The organism is Azospirillum sp. CT11-132 (assembly GCF_047302835.1).
Lineage (GTDB): Bacteria > Pseudomonadota > Alphaproteobacteria > Azospirillales > Azospirillaceae > Azospirillum.
In genome coordinates this window covers 558,622-583,555 of sequence record NZ_JBGLZA010000008.1, presented here as the reverse complement: position 1 = coordinate 583,555, position 24,934 = coordinate 558,622, and the positions used below count along the sequence as shown (strand labels likewise).

Genomic DNA, 24,934 nt, shown 5'->3' with positions numbered 1-24,934 from the left:
CCGGGCACCGGGGACAGGATCAGGCGTGCCGATTACGCATGTTCGTGCGCGGCGGCGCCGGTCACCTTGTGCGCGAACTCGCCGCGCTGCGGGGCCTTGTGGACCATGGTGTAGGCGTAATCGACGCCCATGCCGTAGGCGCCGAAATGCTCGCGAACGATGTTCATCACGCCGTCATAGGTGCCGCGCTTGGCCCAATCGCGCTGGATTTCCAGCAGGACGTTGATCGAGGTGATGGAATGGGCGCCGGCCTGCTCCATGCGGCGAACCGCGGCGTCGTGGGCCTCCTTGGAGGTGCCGCCCGAACAATCGGTGACGATGTAGACCTCGAAGCCTTCCTCGATGGCGCACAGCGTCGGGTACAGCAGGCAGGCTTCGGTCCACAGCGCGGCGATGACCAGCTTCTTCTTGCCGGTCGCCTTGACGGCGGCCACCAGCTCTTCCGAATCCCAGCTGTTCATCGAGGTGCGCTCGATGGGGTCCTGCTTCAGGACGTCCATCAGCTCCGGCCAGATGTAGCCGGAGAAGCTCTCGGTCTCCACCGCGGTCACGATGGTCGAGGCGCCGAACAGCTTGGCCGTCTTGGCGAGCGCGATCGTGTTGTTCTTCAGCTGCTGGCGGTCGATGTTGACAACGCCGAAGGACATCTGCGGCTGGTGATCGATGAAGATGAAGACGGTGTCGTCGGCGTTGATGAGCGACTTGGCCGGGAAGGTCATGATCGTTTCCTGTTCCGTGTGGATTTTGAAGGGGTTGGCTGCCGCTTTCGTCGGCGGCGCCGTCTGAAAGGATATTGGCACATGCCGGGATTTCGGGATAATTCCACCAGTCAGAACATAATTGTTGCTGTTTGGAGGACAGTGTCCCGGTTTCCCGGTTACGCGCGGATGAAGGCCAGCAGTTCCTCGTTCACGAGGTCCTTCTGGGTGGTGCACATGCCGTGCGAACCGCCGGCGACGACCTTCAGCGTGCCCTTCGGCAGCATCGCCGCGGCGGCCTTGCCGGTGGTGGCGAGCGGGACGACCTGATCGTCGTCGCCATGGAGCACCAGCGTCGGGACGATCATCTTCTTCAGATCGTCGCGCTGGTCGGTCTCGGAGAAGGCCTTGATGCATTCATATTCGGCCTGAAGCCCGCCCATCATGCCCTGCAGCCAGAAGCTGTCGATGACGCCCTGCGAGACCTTGGCGCCCGGCCGGTTGTAGCCGTAGAAGGGGATGGTCAAATCCTTGAAGAACTGCGACCGGTCGGCCTTCACGCTGGCACGGATGCCGTCGAACACCTCCAGCGGAACGCCTTCCGGGTTCCAGTCGGTTTTCACCATGATGGGCGTAATGGCGCCGATCAGCACCGCTTTGGCGACGCGCGACACGCCGTGGCGGCCGATGTAGCGGGCGACCTCGCCGCCGCCGGTGGAGTGGCCGACATGGACGGCGTTCTTCAGGTCCAGCGCCTCGGTCACCGCGGCCAGATCGTCGGCGTAATGGTCGAGATCGTTGCCGAAGCCGGGCTGCGACGAGCGGCCATGGCCGCGGCGGTCATGGGCGATGGTGCGGTAGCCGTGCTGGGCCAGGAACATCATCTGGTCTTCGAAGGCGTCGCCGGTCAGCGGCCAGCCATGGCTGAAGACCACCGGCTGGCCGGTCTGCGGACCCCACTGCTTGACGTAGATCTGGACGCCGTCCTTGGTGGTGACGTAGCTGCCCTGGAGCATCGGTTTCGTTCCTTTGGTCGGGTCTTGGCGGGCGGCCATCTTTTCGGCCGCGGCGGCGGTGCCGGGGAGCGCGCCCAGCAGGCCGCTGCCCGCAACGGCGAGGGCGGCGCTGCCGGAAAGGACCGTCCGGCGGGAGGGATGGAAGTCCTGGATGGTCATGCGTGGTCCGTTCCTGGCCGGGCCGGCAGGACCGGCTCCGGCTGTCTTGATGAACGGATGGTACGGAAAGGGCGGAGAGGGTGATTGCCTCTTCGGAACGGCTTTTGCCGGTTCTGCGCATCGCGCTGTCGGGAACGCAAAAAGCCTTGAATCCCCTCTCCCCCCTGGGGAGAGGGTTAGGGTGAGGGGGACGCATTGGGAGGATCAGGGGGATATGCGGCGCCTTGCATTTCTTGCAAAGCCACGCAGTGCGCCCCCTCACCCCGACCCCCTCCCCGGGGGGGAGAGGGGGATTTGGGCGGGAGAGGGAACTAAACCGCCAAACTTACCCACGCGGCATTGCGCCGGCTGGACTCAACCGCGCCATGGATGAAGCGCACGCCGCGCAGCCCGTCCTCCACCGTCGGCAGGGGCACGTCGGTGGGGGCCGAGCGGCCGTCCAGGCGGGCGGCGATGCGGTCGGCGGTGTCGCGGTAGATTTGCGCGAAGCCTTCCAGATAGCCTTCCGGATGGCCGGCCGGGGTGCGGGAGATGGAGGAGGCCGCGGGCAGGCTGCCGGCACCGGCGCGGAGAAGGGTGCGGGTCGGCTCGCCCAGCGGGGTGAAGCGCAGTTCGTTGGGCTGCTCCTGCTGCCATTCCAGGCCACCGGCCTCGCCGAAGACGCGCAGGCGCAGGCCGTTGGTGGTGCCGGGGCTGACCTGGCTCGCCCACAGCATGCCGCGGGCGCCGCCGTCGAAACGCATCATGATGTGGGCGTTGTCGTCCAGCCGCCGGCCGGGCACGAAGGCGGTCAGGTCGGCGGCGAGAGCGGTGCAGTGGAGACCGGTGACGAACTCCGCCAAATGGAAGGCGTGGGTGCCGATGTCACCTATGCAGCCGGCGATGCCGCTCCGCGCCGGATCGGTGCGCCAGGAGGCCTGCTTCTGGCCGCTGGCCTCCAGATCGGTCGCCAGCCAGTCCTGGGCATATTCGGCCTGCACCACCCGGATTTTGCCGAGCATGCCCGACGCCACCATGGCGCGGGCCTGCCGGATCATCGGATAGCCGCTGTAATTGTGGGTCAGCACGAAGACGAGGTCGCGGCTGCGCACCAATGCCACCAACTCCTCCGCCTCCTCCACCGTATGGACCAGCGGCTTGTCGCAGATGACGTGGATGCCGGCCTCGAGGAAGGCTTTCGCGGCCGGGTAATGCAGGTGGTTCGGCGTGACGATGGCGACGGCGTCGATGCCGTCGGGGCGTGCCGCCTCCGCCCTCGCCATCGCATGGAAGTCGTCGTAGCAGCGGTCGGGGGCGAGGAACAGCTCCGCTCCGCTGGTCCGCGCCCGCTCCGGATCGGAGGACAGGGCGCCGGCGACAAGCTCATAGCGGTCGTCGATGCGGGCGGCGATGCGGTGGACGGCACCGATGAAGGCGCCCTGACCGCCGCCGACCATGCCCAGCCGCAAGCGCCTCGCGGAGGCGGGCGATTGGGCTGGCGTTTGATCCGGGCTCATGGTGCCCCTTTCCCCAGACCGAGAATCCGGCGGTTGGCCGCCTCGTCGGTGCCGGCGTCGGCGAAATCGTCGAAGGCGCGGTCGGTGACGCGGATGATGTGATCCTGGATGAAGCGGGCGCCTTCGGCGGCTCCCTGCTCCGGATGCTTGATGCAGCATTCCCATTCCAGCACCGCCCAGCCGTCGAAGCCGTACTGGGTCAGTTTGGAGAAGATGCCGCGGAAATCGACCTGCCCGTCCCCCAGCGAGCGGAAGCGCCCGGCCCGGTCCTTCCATGGCGCATAGCCGGAATAGACGCCCTGCCAGGGGGTCGGATTGAACTCCGCATCCTTGACGTGGAACATGCGGATGCGGTCGTGGAAGACGTCGATATAGCCGAGATAGTCCAGCTGCTGCAGGACGAAGTGGCTGGGATCGAACAGGATGTTGCAGCGCTCATGCCCGCCGACGCGGTCGAGGAACATCTGGAAGGTCGTGCCGTCGAACAGATCCTCGCCGGGGTGGATCTCGTAGCAGAGATCGCAGCCGGCTTCGTCGAAGGCATCGAGGATCGGGCGCCAGCGCTTCGCCAGCTCGTCGAAGGCGGTCTCGATCAGGCCCGGCGGGCGCTGTGGCCAGGGATAGAGGTAGGGCCATGCCAGCGCGCCGGAGAAGGTGGCGTGGGCGGTCAGGCCGAGATTGGCCGATGCCTTGGCGGCGAGATGCAACTGCTCCACCGCCCAGGACTGCCGCGCGTCGGGGCGGCCGTGGACCTCCGCCGGGGCGAAGCCATCGTAAAGCGCGTCATAGGCGGGGTGGACGGCGACGAGCTGGCCTTGCAAGTGGGTGGACAGCTCGGTCAGTTCGACGCCGGCATCGGCCAGGGTGCCCTTGACCTCGTCGCAGTAGGTCCGGCTGGTCGCGGCCTTTTGCAGGTCGAACAGGCGTCGGTCCCAGCTGGGGATCTGCACGCCCTTGAAGCCGAGGCCGGCGGCCCAGCGGGCGATGGCGTCCAGCGAGTTGAAGGGGGCGGCGTCGCCCGCGAACTGGGCGAGGAAGATCGCGGGGCCTTTGATGGTCTTCATGGGTTTTGGCTCCCTGATGGGGGGAGGTGCGGCCACTTGCCCCCACCCTAACCCTCCCCCGCTCTCGCGGGGGAGGGGACAAGTGCTTAGGCGGGACAGTGGCGGCAGTTCCTCCCCCGCCATCGGACCGACCTTCGGTCGGCCGAGAGCGGGGGAGGTTAGGTGGGGGTCTAACGTCACCAAGGATCAGTACGGCGAATCCGGGAAGTAGAACTCCTTGGCGTTCTCCTTGGTGATCAGCGCCGACGGGATGATGTGGGTCGCCGGCAGCTTGTCGCCCTTCAGGCGGGCTTCGGCGGTCATCTTGATGGCGTCGTAGATGAATTTCGGCGAATAGGACACGTCGGCGTGGATCAAGGGGTTGGAGCCGTCGAGGATGGTCTTCACCATCGTCTTGGACCCGGCGCCGCCGAACACCTCCTTGATGTCGGTGCGCTTGGCCTGCTCGATCGCCTTCAGCACGCCGAAGGCCATGTCGTCGTCGGCGGCCCAGATGACGTCGATGTCCTTGAAGCGGGTCAGGAAGTCCTGCGTCACCTTGAAGGCGTCGTCACGGTTCCAGTTGGCGTATTTGCCGTCGAGAATCTTGATGTCGGGATACTGCTTCAGCACGCCGGTGAAGGCCTCCCACCGCTCGTTGTCGAGCGTGGTCGGGATGCCGCGCAGGGCCACGATGTTGGCCTTGCCGTTGTATTTCTTGGCGATGTATTCGGCCGGGATGCGGCCGAAGGCGGTGTTGTCGCCGGCGATGTAGGCGTCCTGCGCGCTGGTGTCGGTCAGGCCGCGGTCGACGACGGTGACATAGACGCCCTTCTTCTTGGCCTGCATCACCGGCTGGGTCAGGGCGGCGGATTCGAAGGGGAAGATGACCAGCGAGTTGATCCCGGTCACCGTCACCAGATCCTGGAGCTGGTTCGCCTGTTCCGGCGCGCCGCTGGCGGTCTTGACGGTGATCTTCAGGTTGGGATGGGCCTTTTCCAGCTCCGCCTTCGCCTGGTTGGCCCACCAGACGATGCCGCCGGTGAAGCCGTGGGTGGCGGCCGGGATGCTGACGCCCAGCTTGACGGTGTCGGCCGCCAGGGCGAAGCCGCCGCCGAGGGCCACCGTCGCGGCCATGGCGAGGCCGGCGCCGAGCACAACACGTCGAGTATAACGAGCAACTTCCGACATGACGTTTCTCCTCCTTATCGTTTCTTACGGGCGCCGGCGCTGCAGGAAGGCGACGGCGATGATGACGCAGCCCTGGACCGCCGCGTTCAGATAGACGCTGATGATGCTGGTCAGGTTCAGGATGTTGCTGATGACCGACAGCAGGACCGCACCGATCACCGTCCCGGCGATCCGGCCCTCGCCCCCCTTGAAGGAGGTGCCGCCGACGATCACCGCGGCGATGGCCTCCAGCTCCCACAACAGTCCGGTGGTGGGGGAGGCGGAACCGAGGCGCGGCACATACAATACGGTGGCGATGCCGACGCAGACGCCGAGCAGCCCGTAGGTCAGCAGCTTCACCCGGTCGACGTCCACGGCGGCGAAGCGCGCCACCTGCTCGTTGGAGCCGATGGCCTGGACATAGCGACCGAAGGCGGTGCGGTTCAGCAGAACGGCGCCCGCCACCGACACCGCCAGGAAGACCCAGACCGGCACCGGGAGGCCCAGCAGGCTGCCGTAATAGACGGGGCCGTAGGCGTCGGACAGGTCGTTGTCCAGCGTGATGGCGCCGCCGTCGGCCAGCCACGTCAGCACCGCGCGGAAGATGCCGAGCGTGCCCAGTGTGACGATGAAGGGTTCGATCCGGCCGCGCGTGATCAGAAAACCGTGCGCCAGCCCGAAACCGCCACCCAGCAGCAGCGCGAACAAAACGCCGAGGGCCACCACAGCGACCGGGGAGCCGACCGACGCGGCCAGCGCGTTCATCACCAGGATCATGCTGCCGGCGATCAGCGCCGCCATCGACCCAACCGACAGGTCGATGCCGCCGGAGATGATGACGAAGCACATGCCGATGGAGATGATCCCGATGAAGGCCGTGCGGGTCAGCACGTTCATCAGGTTGCCCCAGGTCGCGAAATCCGGGTTCAGCGCCGTGCCGATCACCAGCAGCAGAACCAGTCCGACGACCGGGCCGAAGCGGTGCGGGTCGAAGCGGCGCGCCGGCTTTCGGGCGGACACCGCACGGACCTCAGCAGCGGGTGTTGGGGCGGGTGTGGGTGCTGATGTCGGTCCCGCTGGCATCTGTCCCGATGGCATGGGCAATCAACTCCTCTTCGCTGAGCCGGTCGGCGGGCACGGTCGCGGTCACCCGCCGCCCGCGCATCACGATCACCCGGTGGCAGAGCCCGATCAGTTCGATCAGTTCCGATGAAATGACGATCACGCCGCGCCCTTCGGCGGCCAGCCGCGCGATCAGGAAATAGATGTCCCGCTTGGCGCCGACATCGACGCCGCGCGTCGGCTCGTCCAGCACGAAGACGCGGGGGTCCGGCTCCAGGAACTTGGCGATGGCCAGCTTCTGCTGGTTGCCGCCGGAGAGCGACGACGCCTTTCCCTGCGGATCGCCGCGGATGCCGAAGCTGGTCACCGCATGCTCCAGCGCCCGGTCCTCCGACGCCGGCGACAGCAGCGGGTGGGCGTGGTGGCGCAACGTCATCAGGGTCAGGTTGTCGCGCAGGCTCATGCCGACATGCAGGCCCTTGCCCTTGCGGTCCTCGCTGAGATAGGTCAGGCCGTTGCGCATGGCCTCGCGCGGATTGCGCAAGCGAACCGGGCGGCCGCCGATCTCGACGGTTCCGGCGCTGCGCGGGCGCAAGCCCAGGATGCCCTCGAACAGTTCGGTGCGGCCGGCGCCGACCAGACCGGCGAAGCCCAGGATCTCGCCGGGGTGGAGATCGAAGCCAACATCCTCCGCCCAGCCGGGCACGGTCAGGCCGCGCACCGCCATCAGCGGCTTGCCGAGGGCCGGGATGTGCTTGTCCGGGAACATGTCGGTCAGTTCGCGCCCGACCATCAGCGTCGCCATGCGTTGGCGCGGGGTTTCGGCCGTGGGGGCGCGGGCGACGAAGCGGCCGTCGCGCATCACGATCACCTCGTCGGTGATTCGCTCCACCTCGTCCAGCTTGTGGGAGATGTAGACGATGGTGACGCCGTCCCGGCGCAGCCGCTCGATCAGCCCGAACAGCCGGTCGCATTCCGACGGGGTCAGGCTGGCGGTCGGCTCGTCCATGATCAGCAGGCGGGCGTTGCGCAGCTGCGCCTTGGCAATTTCCACCAGCTGCTTCTCGGCGACGATCAGGTCGCGCACCTTGGTGTCGGGGTCGCCGTCGAATCCGACCTGCCGCAGGGCCTGGGCCGCCTGGTCGCGCATGGCGCGGTCGTCGAGCAGCCAGCCGCGCTTGATCTCGTGGCCGAGGAACATGTTCTGGGCGACGGTGAGGTCGTCGGCGAGGCTAAGTTCCTGGTGGATCAGCACGATCCCGCGCTTTTCGGCGTCGCGGGAGCTTTTGAAGGTGACGGCTTCGCCGTCGATGCTGAGCGTGCCGGAGGTCGGCGCGTGGTAGCCGGCGAGGATCTTCATCAGCGTCGATTTGCCGGCGCCATTCTCGCCCAACAGCCCATGCACCCGGCCCGGATGCAGGTCGAAGCCGACACCGTGCAGGACGCGCACGGGTCCGAATTCCTTGGTGATGCCGTCGAAGGCGACATGCAGGCTCATGGCTCCGCACCCCCTGACGGCCGTTCCACCGACCGCGTTGTGGCGGGGCGGGTGCCGTCCATGACGTTTCTCCCACTGCGGAGCGTGTCGTCCCGCAAGACGCCGCTTCGTTCGTTGAGCGGATGGTAAGCCCGGTGCTTTGGACAGACAATGGACGACTTTGAACATAATTTGGCAAAAGTGGGGTGGGTGTGGTAGGGATGGGGTGGGGGAAAGTGCGGACTCTTGCCCCCACCCCAACCCTCCCCGCTGGGCGGGGGAGGGGGCAGTGCTGATGCGGGAGGGTGGCGGCAGTCCCTCCCCCGCCCAGCGGGGGAGGTTAGGTGGGGGTCTAACCCCGCAAGAATCAGAAAGGCACCCTTCGATGGTTGACTGGCAACGTCTGTCGGACGGCGAGCGCGCCCTGCTGGAGCGGTTGTTCTGGGCCGGCGGGCTGTCGCGCGGCGAACTGGCGGCGTCGGTCGACTTTTCCAAGAGCAAGGCCAACCTCGCCATTTCCAGCCTGATCGGCCGCGAACTGATCGAGGAGGGCGGGGTGCAGCCGTCTTCGGGCGGGCGGCGGCCGGAGGTGCTGCGGCTGAGCCACCGGATGGGGGTGCTGGCAGGAATCGACATCGGCGCCACCAGCATCGACGTGGCGCTGCTCGCCCCCGACATGACGGTGCTGGACCACCGGTCGGAACCGGAGGACGTGCGCGACGGGCCGGTGGCGGTGTTCGGACGGGTGCGGACGCTGCTGCGCGAGGCGCGGGAGCGGCTGGGCATCGGGCCGGCGCGGGTGCTGGGCATCGGCGTCGGGGTGCCGGGTCCCGTCGCCTTCGGCAGCGGCATGCTGGTCAACCCGCCGCTGCTGCCGGGTTGGGAGAGCTTCTCGATCCGCGAATGTCTGGCGGAGGAGTATGCCGCGCCGGTCTTCGTCGACAACGATGTGAACATCATGGCGCTGGGCACCCATTGGCGCCTGCACGGCCAGCTTCAGAACTTCCTGGTCATCAAGATCGGCACCGGCATCGGCTGCGGCATCATCTGCCACGGCATGGTCTATCGCGGGCGGGACGGGTCGGCGGGGGACGTCGGGCATATCTGCGTCGATCCCCACGGGCCCGTCTGCCATTGCGGCAATGCCGGCTGCGTCGAGGCGATGGCGGCCGGCCCGGCCATCGCCCGCATGGCGGAGGACGCGGCGCGCGCCGGCGAGAGTCCACGGCTGATGGAGGTGCTGGAGCGGAACGGGCATCTCACCACCGTCGATCTCGGCAATGCCAGCCGGGCGGGCGACGCGGCGGCCAACGCCATCGTGCAGCAGGCCGGCGGCCATATCGGGCGGATGCTGGCGGCGGTGGTCAATTTCTTCAACCCGTCGCACATCTTCATCGGCGGCGGTGTCGCGCGGATCGGGCCGCTGTTGCTGGCCTCGATCCGGCAGAGCGTCTATCAGCGCTCGCTCGCCCTCTCCACCCGGCATCTCGACATCCAGTATGTGCCGGAGGTCGAGAGCGCCGGGGTGATCGGTGCGGCGGTGATGGCGGTTCAGGAAACCATGCTGGCCGGTACGGGGCTGACTGGCACCGGCGTCACGCCGCGCGAACGGCGGTGATGAAGCTGGTGACCTCGCCGCGCAGGGTCTCGGCCTCGCGAGCGAGGCTGCTGGCCGCGTCCAGCACCTCGGTGGCGGCGGAGCCGGTTTCCAGCACCGCATGGTTGACGCCGACGATGGTGGAGGAGACCTCGGTGGTGCCGCGCGCCGCCTCCGTCACGTTGCCGGCGATGTCGCGGGTGGCGGCGCCCTGCTCCTCGATGGCGGCGGCGATGGTGGTGGTGATCTCGCTGATGCGGCCGATGGTCTGGCCGATGCCGGCGATGGCGTCCTGGGCGCCGCCGGTGGCCTGCTGGATCTCCTTCACCTTGGCCTGGATCTCGTCGGTGGCGCGGGCGGTCTGGCTGGCCAGCGCCTTCACCTCGCCCGCCACGACGGCGAAGCCCTTGCCCGCTTCACCCGCACGCGCGGCTTCGATGGTGGCGTTCAGCGCCAGCAGGTTGGTTTGCGCGGCGATGGTGTTGATCATCTCCACCACATGACCGATCTGGTCCGCCGCCTCCACCAGCATCCGCATGGTGCTGTTGGTCCGTTCGGCCTGGGTCACCGCCTCGCCCGAGATGCGGGTGGAGGCGGCGATCTGACGGCCGATCTCATGGATGGAGGCCGACAGCTCCTCCGTCGCCGAGGCCACGGTCTGCACGTTGGCCGACGCCTGTTCGGAAGCCGCGGCGACGGCGGTCGCCTGGGCGCTCGCCTGCGTCGCGGTGGTGGACATGGTGCCGGCGGTGCCCTGCATCTCGGTGGCGGCGGACGCGACGGTCTCCACGATGTGCATCGCCTTGGCGTCGAAGTCGCGCATCAGCGCTTCCAGCCGGGCGGCCCGCGCCTCCTTGGCGGCCTGTTCGCGGGCCTGTTCCGCCGCCAGACGGTCGGCGGTGATCATGCTGTCGCGGAAGACGGTGACGGTCGCCGCCATGCCGCCGATCTCGTCGGCACGGCCCAGGCCGGGGATCGCCACCGCCATGTCGCGGTCGGCCAGACGGCGCATCGCCTCGGTCATCGAACGGATCGGGTCGCTGACCCGGCGCTTGGCGACGATCAGGCCGGCGACGGTCAGCAGCACGGCGGCCAGCACCAGCAGGCCGGCGATGACGGCGTCGCGGGTGGCGCGCGCGGCCTGCGATTCGGAACGGACGACCATCCGGTCCACCGCCGCCAGCGCGGCATCGACGATGTAGCCCTGGCTGGCGGTGTCCTGCCGGCGCAGCGTGCCGATCTCCACCGGCGAGGGACGGCCCTCGGCAAGGGCGGCGAGCACCGCCTTGCGCTGGTCGACCAGCGGGCCTTCGAAATTCACCTTGGCCTTCTCGACCGCCTCGCGGATGGAGTCCGGCGTGTCGGGGCGGGACGCCGATTCCTTGACCAGGGCCCAGGCCTGCACGGTGCGGCCGATGGCCTCCGCCACCGCCTGCGCGTCGGCCGGCGTCCAGGCTTGGCCGGTGGCGACCGCGGTCTGGATGCGCAGCGCCATGCCACCGGCGTTCAGGCGGGTGTTCCAGGCGGCGCGCTTGATGCCCAGCAGATGGTCGACCACCGGATCGGCCAGCTTCAGCGAGCCGTCGAGCAGGTCGGTGGCGGCGGTCAGCGCGTCGAGATAGGCGACCGGCGCCGTCGCCCAGGCGTCCGCCACCGCCGGATCGCGCGAGGCCTTGCGCTGGCGCACCGCGCCATCGGCCTGCTGGCGCAGGGCGGCAAGCGTGTCGTGGGTGGCGCGCAGTTTGTCGGCCGCTGACGGCAGGCCGGGCAGGTCGAGAGTGGCGAGCTTGGCGGCGATGGCGGCGTAACCAGCCTCCGCCACCGCGCGGTTGGCGGCGATGTCGCGCAGTTCGGCATCGCCGGCCGGCTCCTCCGCCCCCAGTGCCGGACCGACCAGACCGCGCTCCAGACGGATCGCCAGCAGCGTGCGCAGCAGGTCGCGGCTGGTCTCGCTGAGCGTGGCGACACGGTGGGCGTTGCGGGTGCGGTCCACGACGTCGACCAGCATGTGGCTGCTGGTGGCGATCAGCAGCAGGCCCAGCGCGGCGACGACAAGTCCAAGGGTGGCGCGGATCGACAGCCGCGAGAGGAGCGTGATCATGGTCGATTCCTGTTTGTGCGAAGAGTTCGAGCCGTCGCGGGACGGGCGCTGTCCGGAAAGAGGTCTGGATGTGAGCCAAAGACGTTGATGGAAACCGAATCGTCCTTTCGGCTCAGCCCCTATTGACAGCGGCCGGCATGGTCCGCGACGGCATCTCTCCGGCGTTGATATATTAATATGCTAAAACTGCGTGGATTGAGATAGCAGGTAAATTCGAAGCATGGATCAAAATGCCGCATGAGGTCTGCGGAAGTATTTGACCGTAATTTAAAATAAACGCGCTTAGAAACGCGCGCCGCTGCCGCCGGGGCCACCACCCGGCCCTCCATCAGGGCCGCCGCCAAATCCGCCGCCAAATCCGCCGCGGGGGCCGCTGTGCGGAGAACCGCCGCCACCTGGAACACCGCCGCCCGGTCCCCGGCCGGGACCGCCGAATGCACCGCCCGGACCGGGGGAACCGCCAACGGGGCCGGGGGGCGGCGCCGCTCCTGGACGGGAGCGCATGCCGTCGACCGGACCATCCGGCCCCTCCATGCCGGGCGCGTTCGGTCCCGGTATTCCGTCGGAGCGCATGCCTTCCGGCCGCATGCCCGCGCCCAGACCGGCGGCGCGGTCGGCGGGATCGGTGCCGGGCAGCGACCGGCCGCCCAGATGCGGCGCGCCGAAGGCCCGTCCGCCGCCGAACCCGCCGCCAGTGGTGACCACACTGTCGATCACCACCCGTGCCGGCGCGGCGATGCCGTTTGCCCGGTCGATGCGCGGTCCGCCCGGCGCGACGGTCTGGCCGGAGCCGTCCACATAGGTCTCGACCGACAGGGCGCCGACCGTGGTGCCGAAGGGGTTGAAGGGATCGGGCTCCACCGTCAGCGCCGCACTGCCATCGGCTTTTCCAGCGGCAGCGCCGGTGACGCGCACCATGCCGCCGACCTCCGGCAAAGCACCGTCGAGCCCCCGGCCGCGGGACAGCGTCAGGCCGGCGACGGTCAGCGTCTTCGGCGTGATGGCATCGAGCCGGCCGCGAAGAACCCAGCCGCGCGCCGGGTCCCAGGGATCGACACGGCTGGCGTCGATCACGCCGTCGGGACGGCGCAGGCCGGAGACGGCAACCCAGCGTCCGGGCGTGAGCGCGGTGGTGCCCTCGGCCTCGGCGAGGTCGATGCTCTGGCCCAGCACCAGCGCGCCGCCGGCCGTCGTCCGGTCCACCGGGCCGGCGACGGCGAAGCGCACTTCCAGCGTTTGCGCGGTCAGTCCGGTCGGCCCGCCGGGCGCGGCGGTCATGGCGACGGTCTGGCCGATGCGGACATCGCCGGGCTGCGCCGGACGGCCTTCGATCCGCACGATGGTGGTCGGCGGCAGATCGACCCGCAGGCCGTTGACCCAGACGCTGCCGAACGCGGTGACCGTGCCGACGATGCCGGTGCCTCCGATCCCTGTGCCGCCGATGCCGCGGTCGGTCACGGACACGCCGGTGCCGCCGATGCCGCGGTCCGCCAGCCCGTCATCCCGGCCAGGGGAGTGGGCAGGCCCACAGCCGGCGGCCAGCAGCAGCGTCAGCAGCAGGGTTCGGGCGAGGGGCTTGCGTGTCACGATGCGCCTGCTCCCCCGCCGGAGCCGGCATGTTGCTGCGCAGGAACGGGCGCCTCGTCCTCGTCATAGAGATAGAGGCCGGCGGTGAAGCGGTGGCTGGCGTCGTCGCGGCCGGCATCGCCGTCGGCGAGATCGGCGGCCATGCGGTTCAGCTCGACCAGCATCGCCATGCCCAGCCGGTCGGCTTCGCGGCGCAGGGCGGTGATGGAGTCGGGGCTGAGCCGGTCATAGGCCAGCGCCCGCTCCAGGAAAGGCGGGGTGCCGCCGGCCAGATTATGCCCGGACGCCGCCAGATGGTCGGCGAGGTTGCGGCCGTAATAGTAGGCGAGCTTGTCCAGGTCGCCACGCGGCACATGCGCCGCCTCGGCAAGGTCGAGCAGACCATCGGGCCGTTCCGTCACCAGCCCGGCATGCAGCAGTTCGTCCAGCAGGGCGCGCGGGCGGATGTCCTTGCTGATGCCGGTCACCAGCGTCTCGAAGCCGGGCTCGCGGTCCGAAGCGGAACTGCGGGGGAGGGGGAGGGGGCAGCCGGCGGCATCGAGGAAGCCGGGATCGGTCAGCCAGCGGCTCAGCACCTGCGACCCCAGCGACGGCGCGGCGGCGGCGGCGGCTTCCGCAGCCGGCGGAGCGCCGCGGATCTGGCTGACGTCCTTGCGGTGGACGCCGGTCAGCAGGGTGATCCGGCTGTCGGTCATCGGCTTTCCGGGCAACGCGAAGCCACGCTCCGCCACCTCGACATACACCGACTTCAGCAGGGTCGCCAGCATCGGCCAGGAAATGCCGAAGCCGATCAGCGTCCGCACCAGCGGGACCAGCACACGGCGCACCGCCGAAAGCAGCGCCGGCGGCGGCGCCGCCCCGGTGATGCCCGCCTCGCTGGGGCGGTCTGGCTGGGGGCTGCGGGTGGGCACGCGCCTGACACTCCGGCGGTTGGGGCTGTCTCTATTGCCGATGCGACAATAGCGCGGCGGGGCCGAAAGGGAATCACCTTTTCGCTTGATGTGGGAAATTTTCCCACGCATGATGCCGGGCATGTGACAGCCGCGGTCGCTGCGCAGTTCCACGGGGACCACCAAGGTCCCCCAAACTTTCCCCAAGGTCAGGAGCGGCCGTCCGGCCGTAGCCCGCATGAGCCTGTCATCGATTGACCAGCCTGCTTATCCGCCCGCCCGCGGGGACGCTCCCAACCCTGTCGGGGCGCATGGAAAACGGAACCCGTCTTCGGTCCTACCCTTTCGAACGCGAGCGTCCGACATGGCGTCGTCCATCGCCCGTAACGCCGCCATCAACCGGTCGGCTTTGATCCGCAGCATCCTGTTCGGGGCGGCGGCGAACCTGCTGGTGGCCGGCAGCGCGCTCTATGCCCGGCCGCTGCAGGACGCCCTGTGGACGCGGGCCGGCGACGGCAGCCTGCTTCTGCTGGTTGCCATTGCGCTGGGGCTGTTCGCCCTGCATGCGCTGCTGGACTTCGGCCAATCGCGCGAACTGGCGCGGCTGGTGCCGCCTGGCGCTGTGTCCGGTGCGCCGGCGGGGTTGCTGGAGCGGCTGTGGCTGCTGGAAGCGGTATGGGCACCGATCCATCTGGCGGTGCTGACGCTGCTGAATCCGCTGATGGGAGCGATGGCGCTGGCGGGGATCGCGGCGTTGGCGGCGATGATCGCCGTCGGCGCCACCGGGCCGGCGAGCGCCATCGGCGGGCGGTCGCAGCTCGCCCGGCTGGCCGGCGCGGACAGCTTCGGCTGCACCGACGGATTCCTTGCCGGGCTGGGCTTCTGCGAGACGGTCTATCGGGTGCTGATCGTCGGGCTGGGAGCGGCGCTGCTGGTGCGTAGTGATCTGGAGCCGGGACTGTTCGTCGCCGCCTCACTGATCGGCATCGCCGCGATGCGCGCCGCCGCCCGCGGTGCCGCCCGTTGGCATGGCGGACGGCAGGCGGCGGTGATGCTCAGGGTCGGGCGGGTGTGATGGGAGGTTAGATGTCGAAATGTCCCGGAACGATCCCCTCTCCCCCCTGGGGAGAGGGTTAGGGTGAGGGGGGCGCGTGGCGAGGATTCTCAAGGAAGTCCGGCATGTGCATCCCCCTCACCCCGACCCTCTCCCCGGGGGGGAGAGGGGGGATTGGCCCATCAAAGCCCCGGCCACGTCTCCGCGACCAGACGGCGGACTTCGGCGGCGCTGTCGGTGCCGAGTGCGGCTTCGGCGACGCGGCGGCAATCCTCCAGGCGCAGGGTGCGGATGAAGGCCTTCAGGTCGGCGATCACCGCCGGGGTGGCCGACAGCTCCGTCACGCCAAGCCCGATCAGCAGCGGCGCCGCCATCGGGTCGGAGGCGGAGCCGCCACACACCGCCACCACCCGGTCGTGGGTCTTCGCCCCCATCACCGCAAGGCGGATCAGCCGCAGCACGCCCGGATGCAGCGCGTCGAGCTGCGCCGCCACATGCGGGTTGCCGCGGTCCATCGCCAGCACATACTGGGTCAGGTCATTGGTGCCGATCGACAGGAAATCCGCCACCGCGCCGATGCGGTCGGCGATCAGGGCGGCGGCCGGCACCTCGATCATCGCGCCCAGTTCGATCGGTTCGGCGCGGCCGAGCCTGGCCCGCTCCTCGTCCACCATCGTCCGCACCGCCAAAAGCTCGGACGGCGAGGCGATCATCGGCACCATGATGCGGCAGATGCCGGCCGGCTTGACGCGCAGGATGGCGCGGATCTGCGCGCGCAGAAGCTCCGGCTCGCGCAGGCCGACGCGGACACCGCGCAGGCCCAGCACCGGGTTCTCCTCCTTCGGCAGCGGCAGGTAGGACAGCGGCTTGTCGCCGCCGACGTCCAGAGTGCGGATCACCAGCGGCCGGCCTTCCAGCGCGTCGGCGATCTGCTGGTACTGCTGGTATTGCTCATCCTCGGTCGGGGCGGACTGGCGTTCCAGGAACAGGAATTCGGTGCGCAGCAGGCCGCAGCCCTCCGCCCCCTCCACCACGGCGCCGGGGGCGTCGCTGACCCGGCCGAGATTGGCGAACACCTCGATCCGGGTGCCGTCGGCCATGCGGCAGTCCTCGCGGGAGGTGCGGCGGTTCTCCTCGCGCCGGGCGGCACGGGCGGCGACGGCGGTGCGGGTGGTCGCCAGCATATCCTCCGGCGGGAAGACCAGCAGCTCGCCGCGGTTGCCGTCGAGCACCACGGGGGCGCCGTCCGGCACCCGCTCCGCCTGCCGGCCCAGCGCCACCACGGTCGGCACGCCGAGCGCGGCGGCCAGAATGACGGCGTGGGACGTCGGACCGCCATGGGCCATGCCGATGCCGGCCAGCCGACCGGCCGGAACCCCGGCGAGGTCGGAGGGAAGGATCTCGTCGGCCAGCACGATGGTGCCGGCCGGCAGGTCCGCCAGCCCGGCCGACGGCTCCTTGCCCGACAGGGCGGTCAGCACCTGCTGTTCCAGGTCGCGCAGGTCGGCGGCGCGTTCGGCCATGCGGGGATCGGCGAGACCGGCCAGCGCGTCGGCCTGCATCTGCGCCGTGCGCTGCCACGCCCATTCCGCACTCTTGCCGGCGCGGATGTCGGTCAGCGCGCTGTCCAGAAGTTCGGGATCGTCCAGGATTTCGCGGTGGGCCTGGAAGATGGCGGCGTGGTCCGGCATGCGCTTGGCCGAGTCCGCCAGCCTGGAGATCACGCGCTCCAGCGCCTGATGCAATCGCGGCTCCTCGACCTCGGGTCCGGCGCCCTGTTCCGTCACGCGCACGCCGCTGCGGAAGCGGCGGACAACGCTGCCGACCGCCTGTCCCGGCACCGCGATGGTGCCCTTCAACAGCGCCTCCTCGCCGGGAGCGAAGGGCGGGCCGATGTCTTCCTCGGCGGCCGGTTGGGCCTGGGCCGGGGTGGCGGCGGGAGCAGGAGCCGGAGCGGCGACGCCTTCGACGACGGGGTCGCCAAGGCCGCTGTCGATCAGGCCGGCGATGCTCTCCACCACGCCCTGTGCGCCGGGACCGGTCGCGCGGATGGTCAGCCGGTCGCCCAGCACGGTGCCGAGCCCCATCAGGGCGACGACGCTCTTGGCATTGGCGCTGCGGTCGCGGCAGAGGATGGTGACGGTGCCGGGATGCGCCTTGGCGGCGGCGACCAGGGCTGCGGCGGGTCGGGCGTGCAGGCCGTGGGCGATGCGCAGCGCGACCGTGCGCTCGGCCGTCTCGCCCGACTCGACCGGAGCGGCAGCCGGGGTGGGGGCGGCATCGGCGCCGCTGCCGCCATGGACGGTCATTGCGGCGTCGCCGGCCGCGATCTCGCGGTCCACCGACTGGCCGTCGACGGTATAGCCGTCATTCACCACGACCATCATGCTGACCAGGCTCTGCGCCCGGCTTCCCACCAGATCCATGTCGAAGCTGATCAGGCGGTCGCCGGTCTTCACCGCCTGACCGTCCTGCACATGGGCGGTGAAGCCCTCGCCGTTCAGGCCGACGGTGTCGACGCCCAGATGCAGCAGCACCTCCGCGCCGCTGGCGGTGCGGACGGTGCAGGCGTGGCGGGCGCGGTGGACCGACAGCACGACGCCGTCGCAGGGGCTGCGCAGCTCGTTCACCGTCGGGTCGATGGCCATGCCGGTTCCGACCAGCCCCTGGGCGAAGGCGGGATCGGGCACCTCGGTCAGCGGCATGGCCCATCCGGCCAGCGGGGCTGCAAGCGTGATCGCGGTCATGATGGTTCGATCCTCTTTTCTTATCGCTTGGACCGGAGCGGGCGTCACCATGTCGGACGCCGTCTGTGCGCAGACGCCGCATAGCCCAAGCGGAATTCTCATCATATGTTAGCGAAAGATCCTGTCCGGGAAAGGCGGAAGCCTGCGGCCAATCCGCGCCCCAGCCGACGCATCGGGGATAAGCCGCAAGCTTGCCCGATTCACTATGTCGCCTATGTCGTGAAACCAGAGCATGGGTCAGGTTGTAATTCCGTCCTGAGCAAACGATGTCGCCGCCGCCGGACAATTTGCGGGAGAGCCGCCATGGCATTGAACCCCTTTGCGTTTCTACAGAAAATCGGCAAGTCGCTGATGTTGCCGGTGGCGGTTCTTCCCGTCGCCGGTCTGCTGCTGGGCATCGGTGCGGCGAATTTCGAATGGATGCCGCCGCTGCTGTCGATGCTGATGAAGAATTCGGGCGACGTGATCTTCGGCAACCTGCCGCTGATCTTCGCCATCGGCGTGGCGTTGGGATACACCGAGAATGACGGCGTGTCGGCCATCGCCGCCACCATCGGCTATATCGTGATGCTCGCCACGCTGGGCGTGATGACCGGGGTCTGGGGCATGGAGCCGAAGACCATCATGGGCATCAAGTCGATGGAAACCGGCGTGTTCGGCGGCATCCTGGCCGGCGGGCTGGCGGCGGCGATGTTCAACCGCTTCTACAAGATCGCGCTGCCGGCCTATCTGGGATTCTTCGCCGGCAAGCGGTTCGTGCCGATCATCACCGCGCTGGCCGCCATCGTGCTGGGTGTCGTGCTGTCGGTGGTCTGGCCGCCGATCCAGGGCGGCATCAACAGCTTCTCGCACTGGGCGGCGGTGAACGACCCTCGCCTGGCCGCGACCATCTACGGCTTCGTCGAACGGCTGCTGATCCCCTTCGGCCTGCACCATATCTGGAACGTGCCCTTCTTCTTCGAGATCGGTTCCTTCCAGGATGCAACGGGGCAGGTGGTCCATGGCGACATCAACCGCTATTTCGCCGGCGACCCCACCGCCGGCATCCTGTCCGGCGCCTTCCTGTTCAAGATGTTCGGCCTGCCGGCCGCCGCCATCGCCATGTGGCATGCCGCCAAGCCGGAGAACCGGGTGCGCGTCGGCGGCATCATGATCTCCGCCGCGCTGACCTCCTTCCTGACCGGCATCACCGAGCCGATCGAGTTCAGCTTCCTGTTCCTGGCGCCGGTTCTGTACCTGATCCATGCGGTTCTGGCGGCGACCTCGCAGTTCATCATGAACTCGCTGGGCGCCCATATGGGCTTCACCTTCTCCCAGGGCGGCATCGACTTCGTGCTGTTCAACGTGCTCAGCCCCTATTCGCAGAAATGGTGGCTGGTGCTGATCCTGGGGCCGGTCTATGCGGCGATCTACTATGTCGTGTTCCGCTACACCATCCTGGCGCTGAACCTGAAGACCCCCGGCCGTGAGGACGCGACGGAAGAGGGGATCAGCACCGCCATCGGCAGCGAGCGGGCGCGCGACCTCGTTCTGGCCTTCGGCGGGCGGGGCAACATCAGCAATCTGGACGCCTGCATCACCCGCCTGCGCGTGGTGGTGAAGGATCCGGCGCGCGTCGACGAGGGCAAGCTGCGCAATATGGGCGCGTCGGGCGTGTTGCGGGTGCGCGACAGCGTGCAGGCCGTGTTCGGCACCCTGTCGGAGAATCTGAAGACGGAAATGCAGGAGTATCTGCACAGCGCCGGTTCGGAGGCGGACGGGCCGGCCAGCGTGGCGGCACCGGTCGCGGCGCAGACCATTTCCGCTCCGACTGCGGCGCCTGTGCCGACCGACCGCGCCGCCCGCATCGCCGAGGCGCTGGGCGGGGCCGGCAACATCAAGACGCTGGCCGCCTTCGCCACCACCCGCCTGCGGGTCGAACTGGGCGATGCCGGCAAGACGAATGCCGAGGCGCTGAAACGGGCCGGCGTGCGCGCGGTGATGGGGCTGGGCGCCAATGGCATCGACCTGATCGTCGGCAATGACGCCGACGCGCTGGCCGGAGCGATGACCGGCATGCTGCCGGGCGGACGGCGCGCCGCGGAATAGGTCACTCTCTGCGTGGTATTCGACTGGTTTCATCGGGCGGCACGACCTTATCCGGGTCGTGCCGCTTTTCTTTTCCGCATTGCGGCTGTCGTCGTGAAGCGATTCCACCAATGGACGCTGGCCTCCGGCGCAAGAAGGTCTTACATTGGTATCTATACCAGCCAATCGCGAGCGCCGCCATGACCGATCCGGGCATTCCTGATTTCAAGCCGTCCCGCACCACTCCCCTGATGGCGGTGGAGGCGGCGGAGGCGCCCGCCGCGGTGGCCCGGCAGATCGCGCGCTGCGGCGCCGGCTTCGCCGAGTTGGGCGCGCGCCTGCGCCGCGAACCGCCGCGCTTCGTCGTCACCTGCGCCCGCGGCAGTTCCGACCATGCCTCGGCCTACGGCAAATACCTGATCGAAACGCGGATTGGCCGGGCGGTGGCCTCCATCGGGCCGTCGATCGCTTCGGTCTATGGCGGGCATCTGAGTCTGGAAGGGGCGCTGTTCGTCGCCGTCTCGCAGTCGGGGCGCAGCCCGGACCTGCTGCGGCTGGTGGAGGCGGCCAAGGTCGGCGGTGCCCTGGTGGTTGGATTCGTCAATGCGGAGGACTCGCCGCTGGCGGAGATGTGCGACCATTTCCTGCCGCTGGCGGCCGGGCCGGAGCGCAGCGTCGCCGCGACGAAATCCTGCATCGCCTCGCTGGCCGCCTACCTGCAACTGGTGGCGCATTGGCAGGATGATCCGGTGCTGAAGGCGACATTGGCGGCCCTGCCCGACACGCTGGCGGCAGCCCAGGCGCTGGACTGGAAACCGGCGCTGATGCCGCTCGCCACCGCACAGAACCTCTATGTGCTGGGGCGCGGAGTCGGCTTCGGCGCGGCGCTGGAGATGGCGCTGAAGTTCAAGGAGACCTGCCGCCTGCATGCCGAGGCCTTCAGCGCGGCGGAGGTCGTGCACGGCCCGCTGGCGCTGGTCGGTCCCGGATTCCCGGTGCTGGCCCTGACCCAGGCCGACGCGGCGGAACCCCACACCCGCGCGGTGGTGGAACGCATCGTCGGGCTGGGCGCCGCCGTCGCCACCACCGAAGCGGGACTTGCCGGAACCACCCTGCTGCCCAGCCTGCCGGGGATCGCACCGGAGGCTGCACCGCTGGCGGCGTTGCAGAGCTTCTACGGCGCGGTCTATGAACTGGCGTTGGCCCGCGGCATCGATCCCGACAGCCCGCCTAACCTTGCCAAAGTGACGAAGACCGTCTGATGCGACAGCTCCTGACCGGTGCCCGGATTTTCACGGGCGAGACCATCCTCGACGGCCGTAGCCTGCTGGTCGGCGATGGCCGCATCCTCGACATCGTGGCGCCCGGCCGCACCGCGCCGGAGGTCGACCGGACGGTGGCGCTGGAGGCGGGCGACCTGCTGGCCCCCGGCTTCCTCGACATCCAGGTCAATGGCGGCGGCGGCGTGCTGTTCAACGAGAAGCCGACGGCGGAGGGCGCACTCGCGATCGCCGCGGCGCACCGGCGCTTCGGCACCACCGGGCTGCTGCCGACCATCATCACCGACACCCCTGACTGCCACCGCGCCGCCGCCGAGGCGGCGGTGAAAGCGGTGGCGCAGCCCGGCAGCGGCGTGTTGGGCATCCATTTCGAAGGGCCGTTCATCAGCCCGCAGCGGGTCGGCGCCCATGACCCGCGCTTCGTCCGCGCGCCGGACGAGGGCGATCTCGACTTCATCGGCGGGCTGCCGGCGCGGATGCCGGGCGGGCGGGTGCTGCTGACCCTGGCGCCGGAGTGCGTGGAGGATGCGGCGCTGTCGCGGCTGATGGCGGCCGGGGTGATCCTGTCGGTCGGCCACACGATGGCGAGCGCCGAGCGGGTGGTCGAGGCCTTCGATCTCGGCGTGCGCGGGGTGACGCATCTTTACAATGCGATGCCCGGCATCGCCAACCGCCAGCCGGGTCCGGCCGGGGCGGCGCTGGGTGACTGGCGGCCCTGGTGCGGGCTGATCGCCGACGGGCATCACGTCCATCCGCTGATGATGCGGGCGGCGCTGGCAGCCCGGCCGCGGGGGCGGATGATGCTGGTGACCGACGCCATGCCGCCGACCGGCACCGATGCCGACAGCTTTGAACTGAACGGGCGGACGATCTACCGGCGCGACGGCCGGCTGGTGCTGGCCGACGGGACGCTGGCGGGGGCGGACCTCGACATGGCGACGGCGGTGCGCAATGCCGGGACGCTGATCGGCCTGCCGCTGGAGGAGTCGCTGCGGATGGCGTCGCTCTATCCGGCGGAGTTTTTGGGGATGGACGGGGAGCGCGGACGGATCGCGCCGGGTTGGCGGGCGGATCTGGTGCTGCTGCAACCGGATTTGACGGTGAAGGGGACCTGGGTGGAGGGGGAGTGGTGGGGGGCTAAGTGAGGCCGATCACAGTTCTCGCATTATGACATTTGACGCCATATGCTGTTCGATGCCATAGTTTGATATCTCGATGACGGGACGTGCCGATCCGTGCCGAAGGCCGAACTGCTTTACAAGGACCGCCGTGAGCTGGCCGGAGGCGCCGTCATGGAGGCGAAGATCTGGAAAGTCCCGACGCCAGTTCCGCCCTCCCGGCATCCGCTGAAATACTCGCTCGTCTACATTGTGAACGGCGAGCGGGTGGTCGGCTACGACAATGAGCGGGGCAAGGGCGACCATCGGCATTACGGTCCACGCGAGGAACCCTATTCCTTCACCTCGCCGGAACAGCTCGTCATGGACTTTCTGGCCGATGTCAGGGCAGCAGGAGGCGAGGTATGAGCGACCTACAGATCCATGTCGGCGACAGTGCCGATGACTTCGCCACCCGCTTCGCGGACGCATGGCACCGGGCCGAGCGGGGAGAAGCGGTAAGCGAGCGACATCTGTCGTTCGACAGCTTCGAGACGCTGGCCCGCGCACTGACTCCGAAGCGGTTGGAGTTGCTTCGGCATCTCCACCAAACGCCGGCCGCCAGCATCAACGCGCTCGCCAAGTCAGTGGGTCGGGACTATCGCCGTGTGCATGAGGATGTCGAGGCGCTGGTCGCCGCCGGCCTTGTCGATCGCGAGGAGGACGGCACCGGGCTGACCGCGCCATACGACGCGATCTCCACCCGGATTGCCTTGTAGGGGGAGCCCTTCTCAGCCCCCCACCGCCACGATCTCCAGCCCGTCCTCCTCCACCCGCACCCGCAGAGCCGTCAGGTCGGGCAGGCACAGGTTGCCGTCCAGCTCATGCGCCGGCAGCGTCGTGGTCAGCGCGATCACCAGGGCGCCGGCGGCACGTCCGGCCTCCAGCCCCGCCGGGGCGTCCTCGAACACCACGGTCTCGCGCGGGTCGAAGCCCAGCTTTTCGGCGGCGGTGCGGTAGCCTTCGGGGTGGGGCTTGCCGTGGGCGACCATGTCGGCGCCGATCAGCAGGTCGGGTAGGGGCAGGCCGGCCTGGGCGATGCGCTTCCGCGCCATGTCCTGCGGAGCCGAAGTCACCACCGCCCAGCGGTGGCGCGGCAAGGACTGCAGAATCTCCAGCGCGCCGGGGACGGCGCGTACCCCCTCGGTGTCGTTGGTGTAGCAGTCTTCCACCAGCCGGACCTCTTCCTCGATGTCGGCGCCGGCGGGGGCGAAGCGGCGGACGGTTTCGATGCTGCGGACGCCATGGCAGACGGCCAGGATCGCGTCGGGGTCCAGGTCGTGCCGGGCGGCCCAACTGCGCCAGGAGCGCTCCACGGGACCCTTGGTGTCGATCAGGGTGCCGTCCATGTCGAACAGGATGGCGCGGACACGGAACGGGGTATCAAGGGCAGGCTTCATCGCGCGCTCTCGTCAGGATTTTCTTGCAGGGAACGGAATGGTCCGGGGGGATCAGACCAGCGACAGCTCCACGACGAAGTCATAGGCGTCGCCGCGGTAGTGGGAACGGACGAACTCCAGCGGGGTTCCGTTCTCCAGGAAGGTGCGGCGCTCAATGTAGAGGGCTGGGGCGCCGTCCGGAACCCCCAGAAGCGTCGCCTGATCCGTCGGCAGGCGAATGGCAGACAAGCGTTGCAGCGCCCGGAACGGCGGATAACCCCGTGCGCGCAACGTCTCGTACAGGGACCCCTGCACCAGATCCGGGTCGGGCAGGAAGCTGGTCGGCAGGGCGCTGAGTTCGATGGCGAGCGGGGTGCCGTCGGCCAGCCGCAGCCGGTGCAGCCGCACCACCTCCGCCCCTGGACGCAGGCCCAGCGCCATCGCCTCCTCCGGCGTCGCGGTGGCGACGGAGCGGCTGAGCCAGCGTGAATCCGGCTTCAGGCCGCGCCCGCCGATGTCCTCGGTGAAGCTGGTCAGGGCGGACAGGCGCTGTTCGACATGGGGGCTGCGGTTGATGAAGGTGCCGGCGCCCTGGCGCTGGTGTAGCAGCCCCTCCGCGATCAGTTCGCGGAGCGCCTTGCGCACGGTGACGCGCGACACGCCGAAGGTTTCCGCCAGCTCCCGTTCACCGGGCAGGGCGTCCTGGTCGGTCAGCCGGCCTTCGACGATCAGCGTCCGCAGATGCCGCGCCAACTGCAGATACAGCGGCAGGGGCAGCGCATCCGACAGGGCGGCGGGGTCGAACGGGGCCGCGGGGGCGGCGGTGGACATCGGCAACCACTCCAGTGCTCCGGGACCGGCATGATACCACTGAAAGGCCTTTGGGCAACAGGCCCGGGCGGCAGCCCGCGGTGCCGCGCACGATTGTGACCAGTTTCAGATTGCGGAATGTCC

General features: G+C 69.1%; 20 protein-coding genes. 7 read left to right on the top strand and 13 right to left on the bottom strand.

The annotated features are described in order from the left end of the window. Window positions 1-32: 32 nt before the first annotated feature. The 7 genes from ACCD06_RS31265 to ACCD06_RS31235 all read right to left on the bottom strand — a co-directional run bounded on the left by ACCD06_RS31265 (window position 33) and on the right by ACCD06_RS31235 (window position 8,142). Window positions 33-719, bottom strand: coding sequence for a hydrolase (locus tag ACCD06_RS31265; protein ID WP_109075863.1), 687 nt, complete (start codon window positions 717-719; stop codon window positions 33-35). A gap of 158 nt (window positions 720-877) precedes the next feature. Then, window positions 878-1,714, bottom strand: coding sequence for an alpha/beta fold hydrolase (locus ACCD06_RS31260; protein ID WP_348770442.1), 837 nt, complete (start codon window positions 1,712-1,714; stop codon window positions 878-880). A 470-nt stretch (window positions 1,715-2,184) separates the two neighbouring features. After that, on the bottom strand, window positions 2,185-3,369 hold the full coding sequence (locus ACCD06_RS31255) for a Gfo/Idh/MocA family protein (protein WP_413346088.1): 1,185 nt from the start codon (window positions 3,367-3,369) through the stop codon (window positions 2,185-2,187). Beyond that, window positions 3,366-4,433, bottom strand: coding sequence for a sugar phosphate isomerase/epimerase family protein (locus ACCD06_RS31250; RefSeq protein WP_413346086.1), 1,068 nt, complete (start codon window positions 4,431-4,433; stop codon window positions 3,366-3,368). The genes ACCD06_RS31255 and ACCD06_RS31250 overlap by 4 nt, the downstream gene beginning before the upstream one ends. Window positions 4,434-4,619: 186 nt before the next feature. Then, entirely contained in the window at window positions 4,620-5,603 is a 984-nt protein-coding gene (locus ACCD06_RS31245; RefSeq protein WP_109156251.1) for a substrate-binding domain-containing protein, read from the bottom strand. A gap of 24 nt (window positions 5,604-5,627) precedes the next feature. Then, entirely contained in the window at window positions 5,628-6,602 is a 975-nt protein-coding gene (locus ACCD06_RS31240) for an ABC transporter permease (protein WP_247882412.1), read from the bottom strand. A 10-nt stretch (window positions 6,603-6,612) separates the two neighbouring features. Then, window positions 6,613-8,142: a sugar ABC transporter ATP-binding protein gene (locus tag ACCD06_RS31235; protein WP_413346083.1), complete on the bottom strand. Its 1,530-nt coding sequence runs from the start codon at window positions 8,140-8,142 to the stop codon at window positions 6,613-6,615. A gap of 364 nt (window positions 8,143-8,506) precedes the next feature. Between ACCD06_RS31235 and ACCD06_RS31230 the strand changes: the two genes are divergently transcribed. After that, on the top strand, window positions 8,507-9,739 hold the full coding sequence (locus ACCD06_RS31230) for an ROK family protein (RefSeq protein ID WP_413346081.1): 1,233 nt from the start codon (window positions 8,507-8,509) through the stop codon (window positions 9,737-9,739). Here ACCD06_RS31230 and ACCD06_RS31225 read toward each other — a convergent pair. The 3 genes from ACCD06_RS31225 to ACCD06_RS31215 all read right to left on the bottom strand — a co-directional run bounded on the left by ACCD06_RS31225 (window position 9,717) and on the right by ACCD06_RS31215 (window position 14,317). Continuing rightward, entirely contained in the window at window positions 9,717-11,819 is a 2,103-nt protein-coding gene (locus ACCD06_RS31225; RefSeq protein ID WP_413346080.1) for a methyl-accepting chemotaxis protein, read from the bottom strand. The two genes, ACCD06_RS31230 and ACCD06_RS31225, sit on opposite strands and share 23 nt — an antisense overlap. Window positions 11,820-12,101: 282 nt before the next feature. After that, complete coding sequence (locus ACCD06_RS31220; protein WP_413346078.1) at window positions 12,102-13,406, bottom strand: DUF5666 domain-containing protein; 1,305 nt, start codon at window positions 13,404-13,406, stop codon at window positions 12,102-12,104. Next, window positions 13,403-14,317 carry a DUF6502 family protein gene (locus ACCD06_RS31215; protein WP_413346076.1) on the bottom strand — a complete coding sequence of 305 codons (915 nt, stop codon included), beginning with the start codon at window positions 14,315-14,317 and terminating at the stop codon, window positions 13,403-13,405. Before ACCD06_RS31215 ends, ACCD06_RS31220 begins: the two co-directional genes overlap by 4 nt. A 343-nt stretch (window positions 14,318-14,660) precedes the next feature. Between ACCD06_RS31215 and ACCD06_RS31210 the strand changes: the two genes are divergently transcribed. Then, entirely contained in the window at window positions 14,661-15,371 is a 711-nt protein-coding gene (locus ACCD06_RS31210; RefSeq protein ID WP_413346074.1) for a hypothetical protein, read from the top strand. 161 nt (window positions 15,372-15,532) lie between these two features. On the opposite strand, the gene ptsP is transcribed toward ACCD06_RS31210, so the two are convergent. Beyond that, window positions 15,533-18,097, bottom strand: a complete 2,565-nt coding sequence (gene ptsP, locus ACCD06_RS31205; protein WP_413346072.1) for a phosphoenolpyruvate--protein phosphotransferase — start codon at window positions 18,095-18,097, stop codon at window positions 15,533-15,535. 303 nt (window positions 18,098-18,400) lie between these two features. Between ptsP and ptsG the strand changes: the two genes are divergently transcribed. The 5 genes from ptsG to ACCD06_RS31180 all read left to right on the top strand — a co-directional run bounded on the left by ptsG (window position 18,401) and on the right by ACCD06_RS31180 (window position 23,320). Continuing rightward, complete coding sequence (gene ptsG, locus ACCD06_RS31200) at window positions 18,401-20,185, top strand: PTS glucose transporter subunit IIBC (RefSeq protein WP_413346070.1); 1,785 nt, start codon at window positions 18,401-18,403, stop codon at window positions 20,183-20,185. A 179-nt stretch (window positions 20,186-20,364) separates the two neighbouring features. Then, entirely contained in the window at window positions 20,365-21,426 is a 1,062-nt protein-coding gene (locus ACCD06_RS31195) for an SIS domain-containing protein (protein WP_109156260.1), read from the top strand. Further along, complete coding sequence (gene nagA / locus ACCD06_RS31190; RefSeq protein ID WP_413346067.1) at window positions 21,426-22,589, top strand: N-acetylglucosamine-6-phosphate deacetylase; 1,164 nt, start codon at window positions 21,426-21,428, stop codon at window positions 22,587-22,589. The genes ACCD06_RS31195 and nagA overlap by 1 nt, the downstream gene beginning before the upstream one ends. 90 nt (window positions 22,590-22,679) lie before the next feature. Next, a complete protein-coding gene (locus ACCD06_RS31185; protein WP_252140906.1) occupies window positions 22,680-22,970 on the top strand; it encodes a DUF6516 family protein in 291 nt (96 codons plus the stop codon). Beyond that, window positions 22,967-23,320: a hypothetical protein gene (locus ACCD06_RS31180; protein WP_413346065.1), complete on the top strand. Its 354-nt coding sequence runs from the start codon at window positions 22,967-22,969 to the stop codon at window positions 23,318-23,320. Before ACCD06_RS31185 ends, ACCD06_RS31180 begins: the two co-directional genes overlap by 4 nt. A 12-nt stretch (window positions 23,321-23,332) precedes the next feature. Here ACCD06_RS31180 and ACCD06_RS31175 read toward each other — a convergent pair whose 3' ends face one another. Both ACCD06_RS31175 and ACCD06_RS31170 read right to left on the bottom strand, forming a co-directional pair. Continuing rightward, window positions 23,333-24,001 (bottom strand): HAD family hydrolase, encoded by a 669-nt coding sequence (locus ACCD06_RS31175; protein ID WP_413346063.1) that lies wholly within the window; start codon window positions 23,999-24,001, stop codon window positions 23,333-23,335. A 51-nt stretch (window positions 24,002-24,052) separates the two neighbouring features. Next, entirely contained in the window at window positions 24,053-24,811 is a 759-nt protein-coding gene (locus ACCD06_RS31170; RefSeq protein ID WP_413346061.1) for a GntR family transcriptional regulator, read from the bottom strand. Window positions 24,812-24,934 lie beyond the last annotated feature (123 nt).

Excerpts from the sequence above, each read along its gene's own strand:
- ACCD06_RS31170 (WP_413346061.1), bottom strand. The coding sequence starts at position 24,811 with ATGTCCACCGCCGCCCCCGCGGCCCCGTTCGACCCCGCCGCCCTGTCG.
- ACCD06_RS31260 (WP_348770442.1), bottom strand. The coding sequence starts at position 1,714 with ATGCTCCAGGGCAGCTACGTCACCACCAAGGACGGCGTCCAGATCTAC.
- ACCD06_RS31225 (WP_413346080.1), bottom strand. The coding sequence starts at position 11,819 with ATGATCACGCTCCTCTCGCGGCTGTCGATCCGCGCCACCCTTGGACTT.
- ptsG (WP_413346070.1), top strand. The coding sequence starts at position 18,401 with ATGGCATTGAACCCCTTTGCGTTTCTACAGAAAATCGGCAAGTCGCTG.
- ACCD06_RS31245 (WP_109156251.1), bottom strand. The coding sequence starts at position 5,603 with ATGTCGGAAGTTGCTCGTTATACTCGACGTGTTGTGCTCGGCGCCGGC.
- ACCD06_RS31255 (WP_413346088.1), bottom strand. The coding sequence starts at position 3,369 with ATGAGCCCGGATCAAACGCCAGCCCAATCGCCCGCCTCCGCGAGGCGC.
- ACCD06_RS31265 (WP_109075863.1), bottom strand. The coding sequence starts at position 719 with ATGACCTTCCCGGCCAAGTCGCTCATCAACGCCGACGACACCGTCTTC.
- ACCD06_RS31195 (WP_109156260.1), top strand. The coding sequence starts at position 20,365 with ATGACCGATCCGGGCATTCCTGATTTCAAGCCGTCCCGCACCACTCCC.
- ACCD06_RS31180 (WP_413346065.1), top strand. The coding sequence starts at position 22,967 with ATGAGCGACCTACAGATCCATGTCGGCGACAGTGCCGATGACTTCGCC.
- ACCD06_RS31230 (WP_413346081.1), top strand. The coding sequence starts at position 8,507 with ATGGTTGACTGGCAACGTCTGTCGGACGGCGAGCGCGCCCTGCTGGAG.
- ACCD06_RS31175 (WP_413346063.1), bottom strand. The coding sequence starts at position 24,001 with ATGAAGCCTGCCCTTGATACCCCGTTCCGTGTCCGCGCCATCCTGTTC.
- nagA (WP_413346067.1), top strand. The coding sequence starts at position 21,426 with ATGCGACAGCTCCTGACCGGTGCCCGGATTTTCACGGGCGAGACCATC.
- ACCD06_RS31235 (WP_413346083.1), bottom strand. The coding sequence starts at position 8,142 with ATGAGCCTGCATGTCGCCTTCGACGGCATCACCAAGGAATTCGGACCC.
- ACCD06_RS31210 (WP_413346074.1), top strand. The coding sequence starts at position 14,661 with ATGGCGTCGTCCATCGCCCGTAACGCCGCCATCAACCGGTCGGCTTTG.
- ptsP (WP_413346072.1), bottom strand. The coding sequence starts at position 18,097 with ATGACCGCGATCACGCTTGCAGCCCCGCTGGCCGGATGGGCCATGCCG.
- ACCD06_RS31250 (WP_413346086.1), bottom strand. The coding sequence starts at position 4,433 with ATGAAGACCATCAAAGGCCCCGCGATCTTCCTCGCCCAGTTCGCGGGC.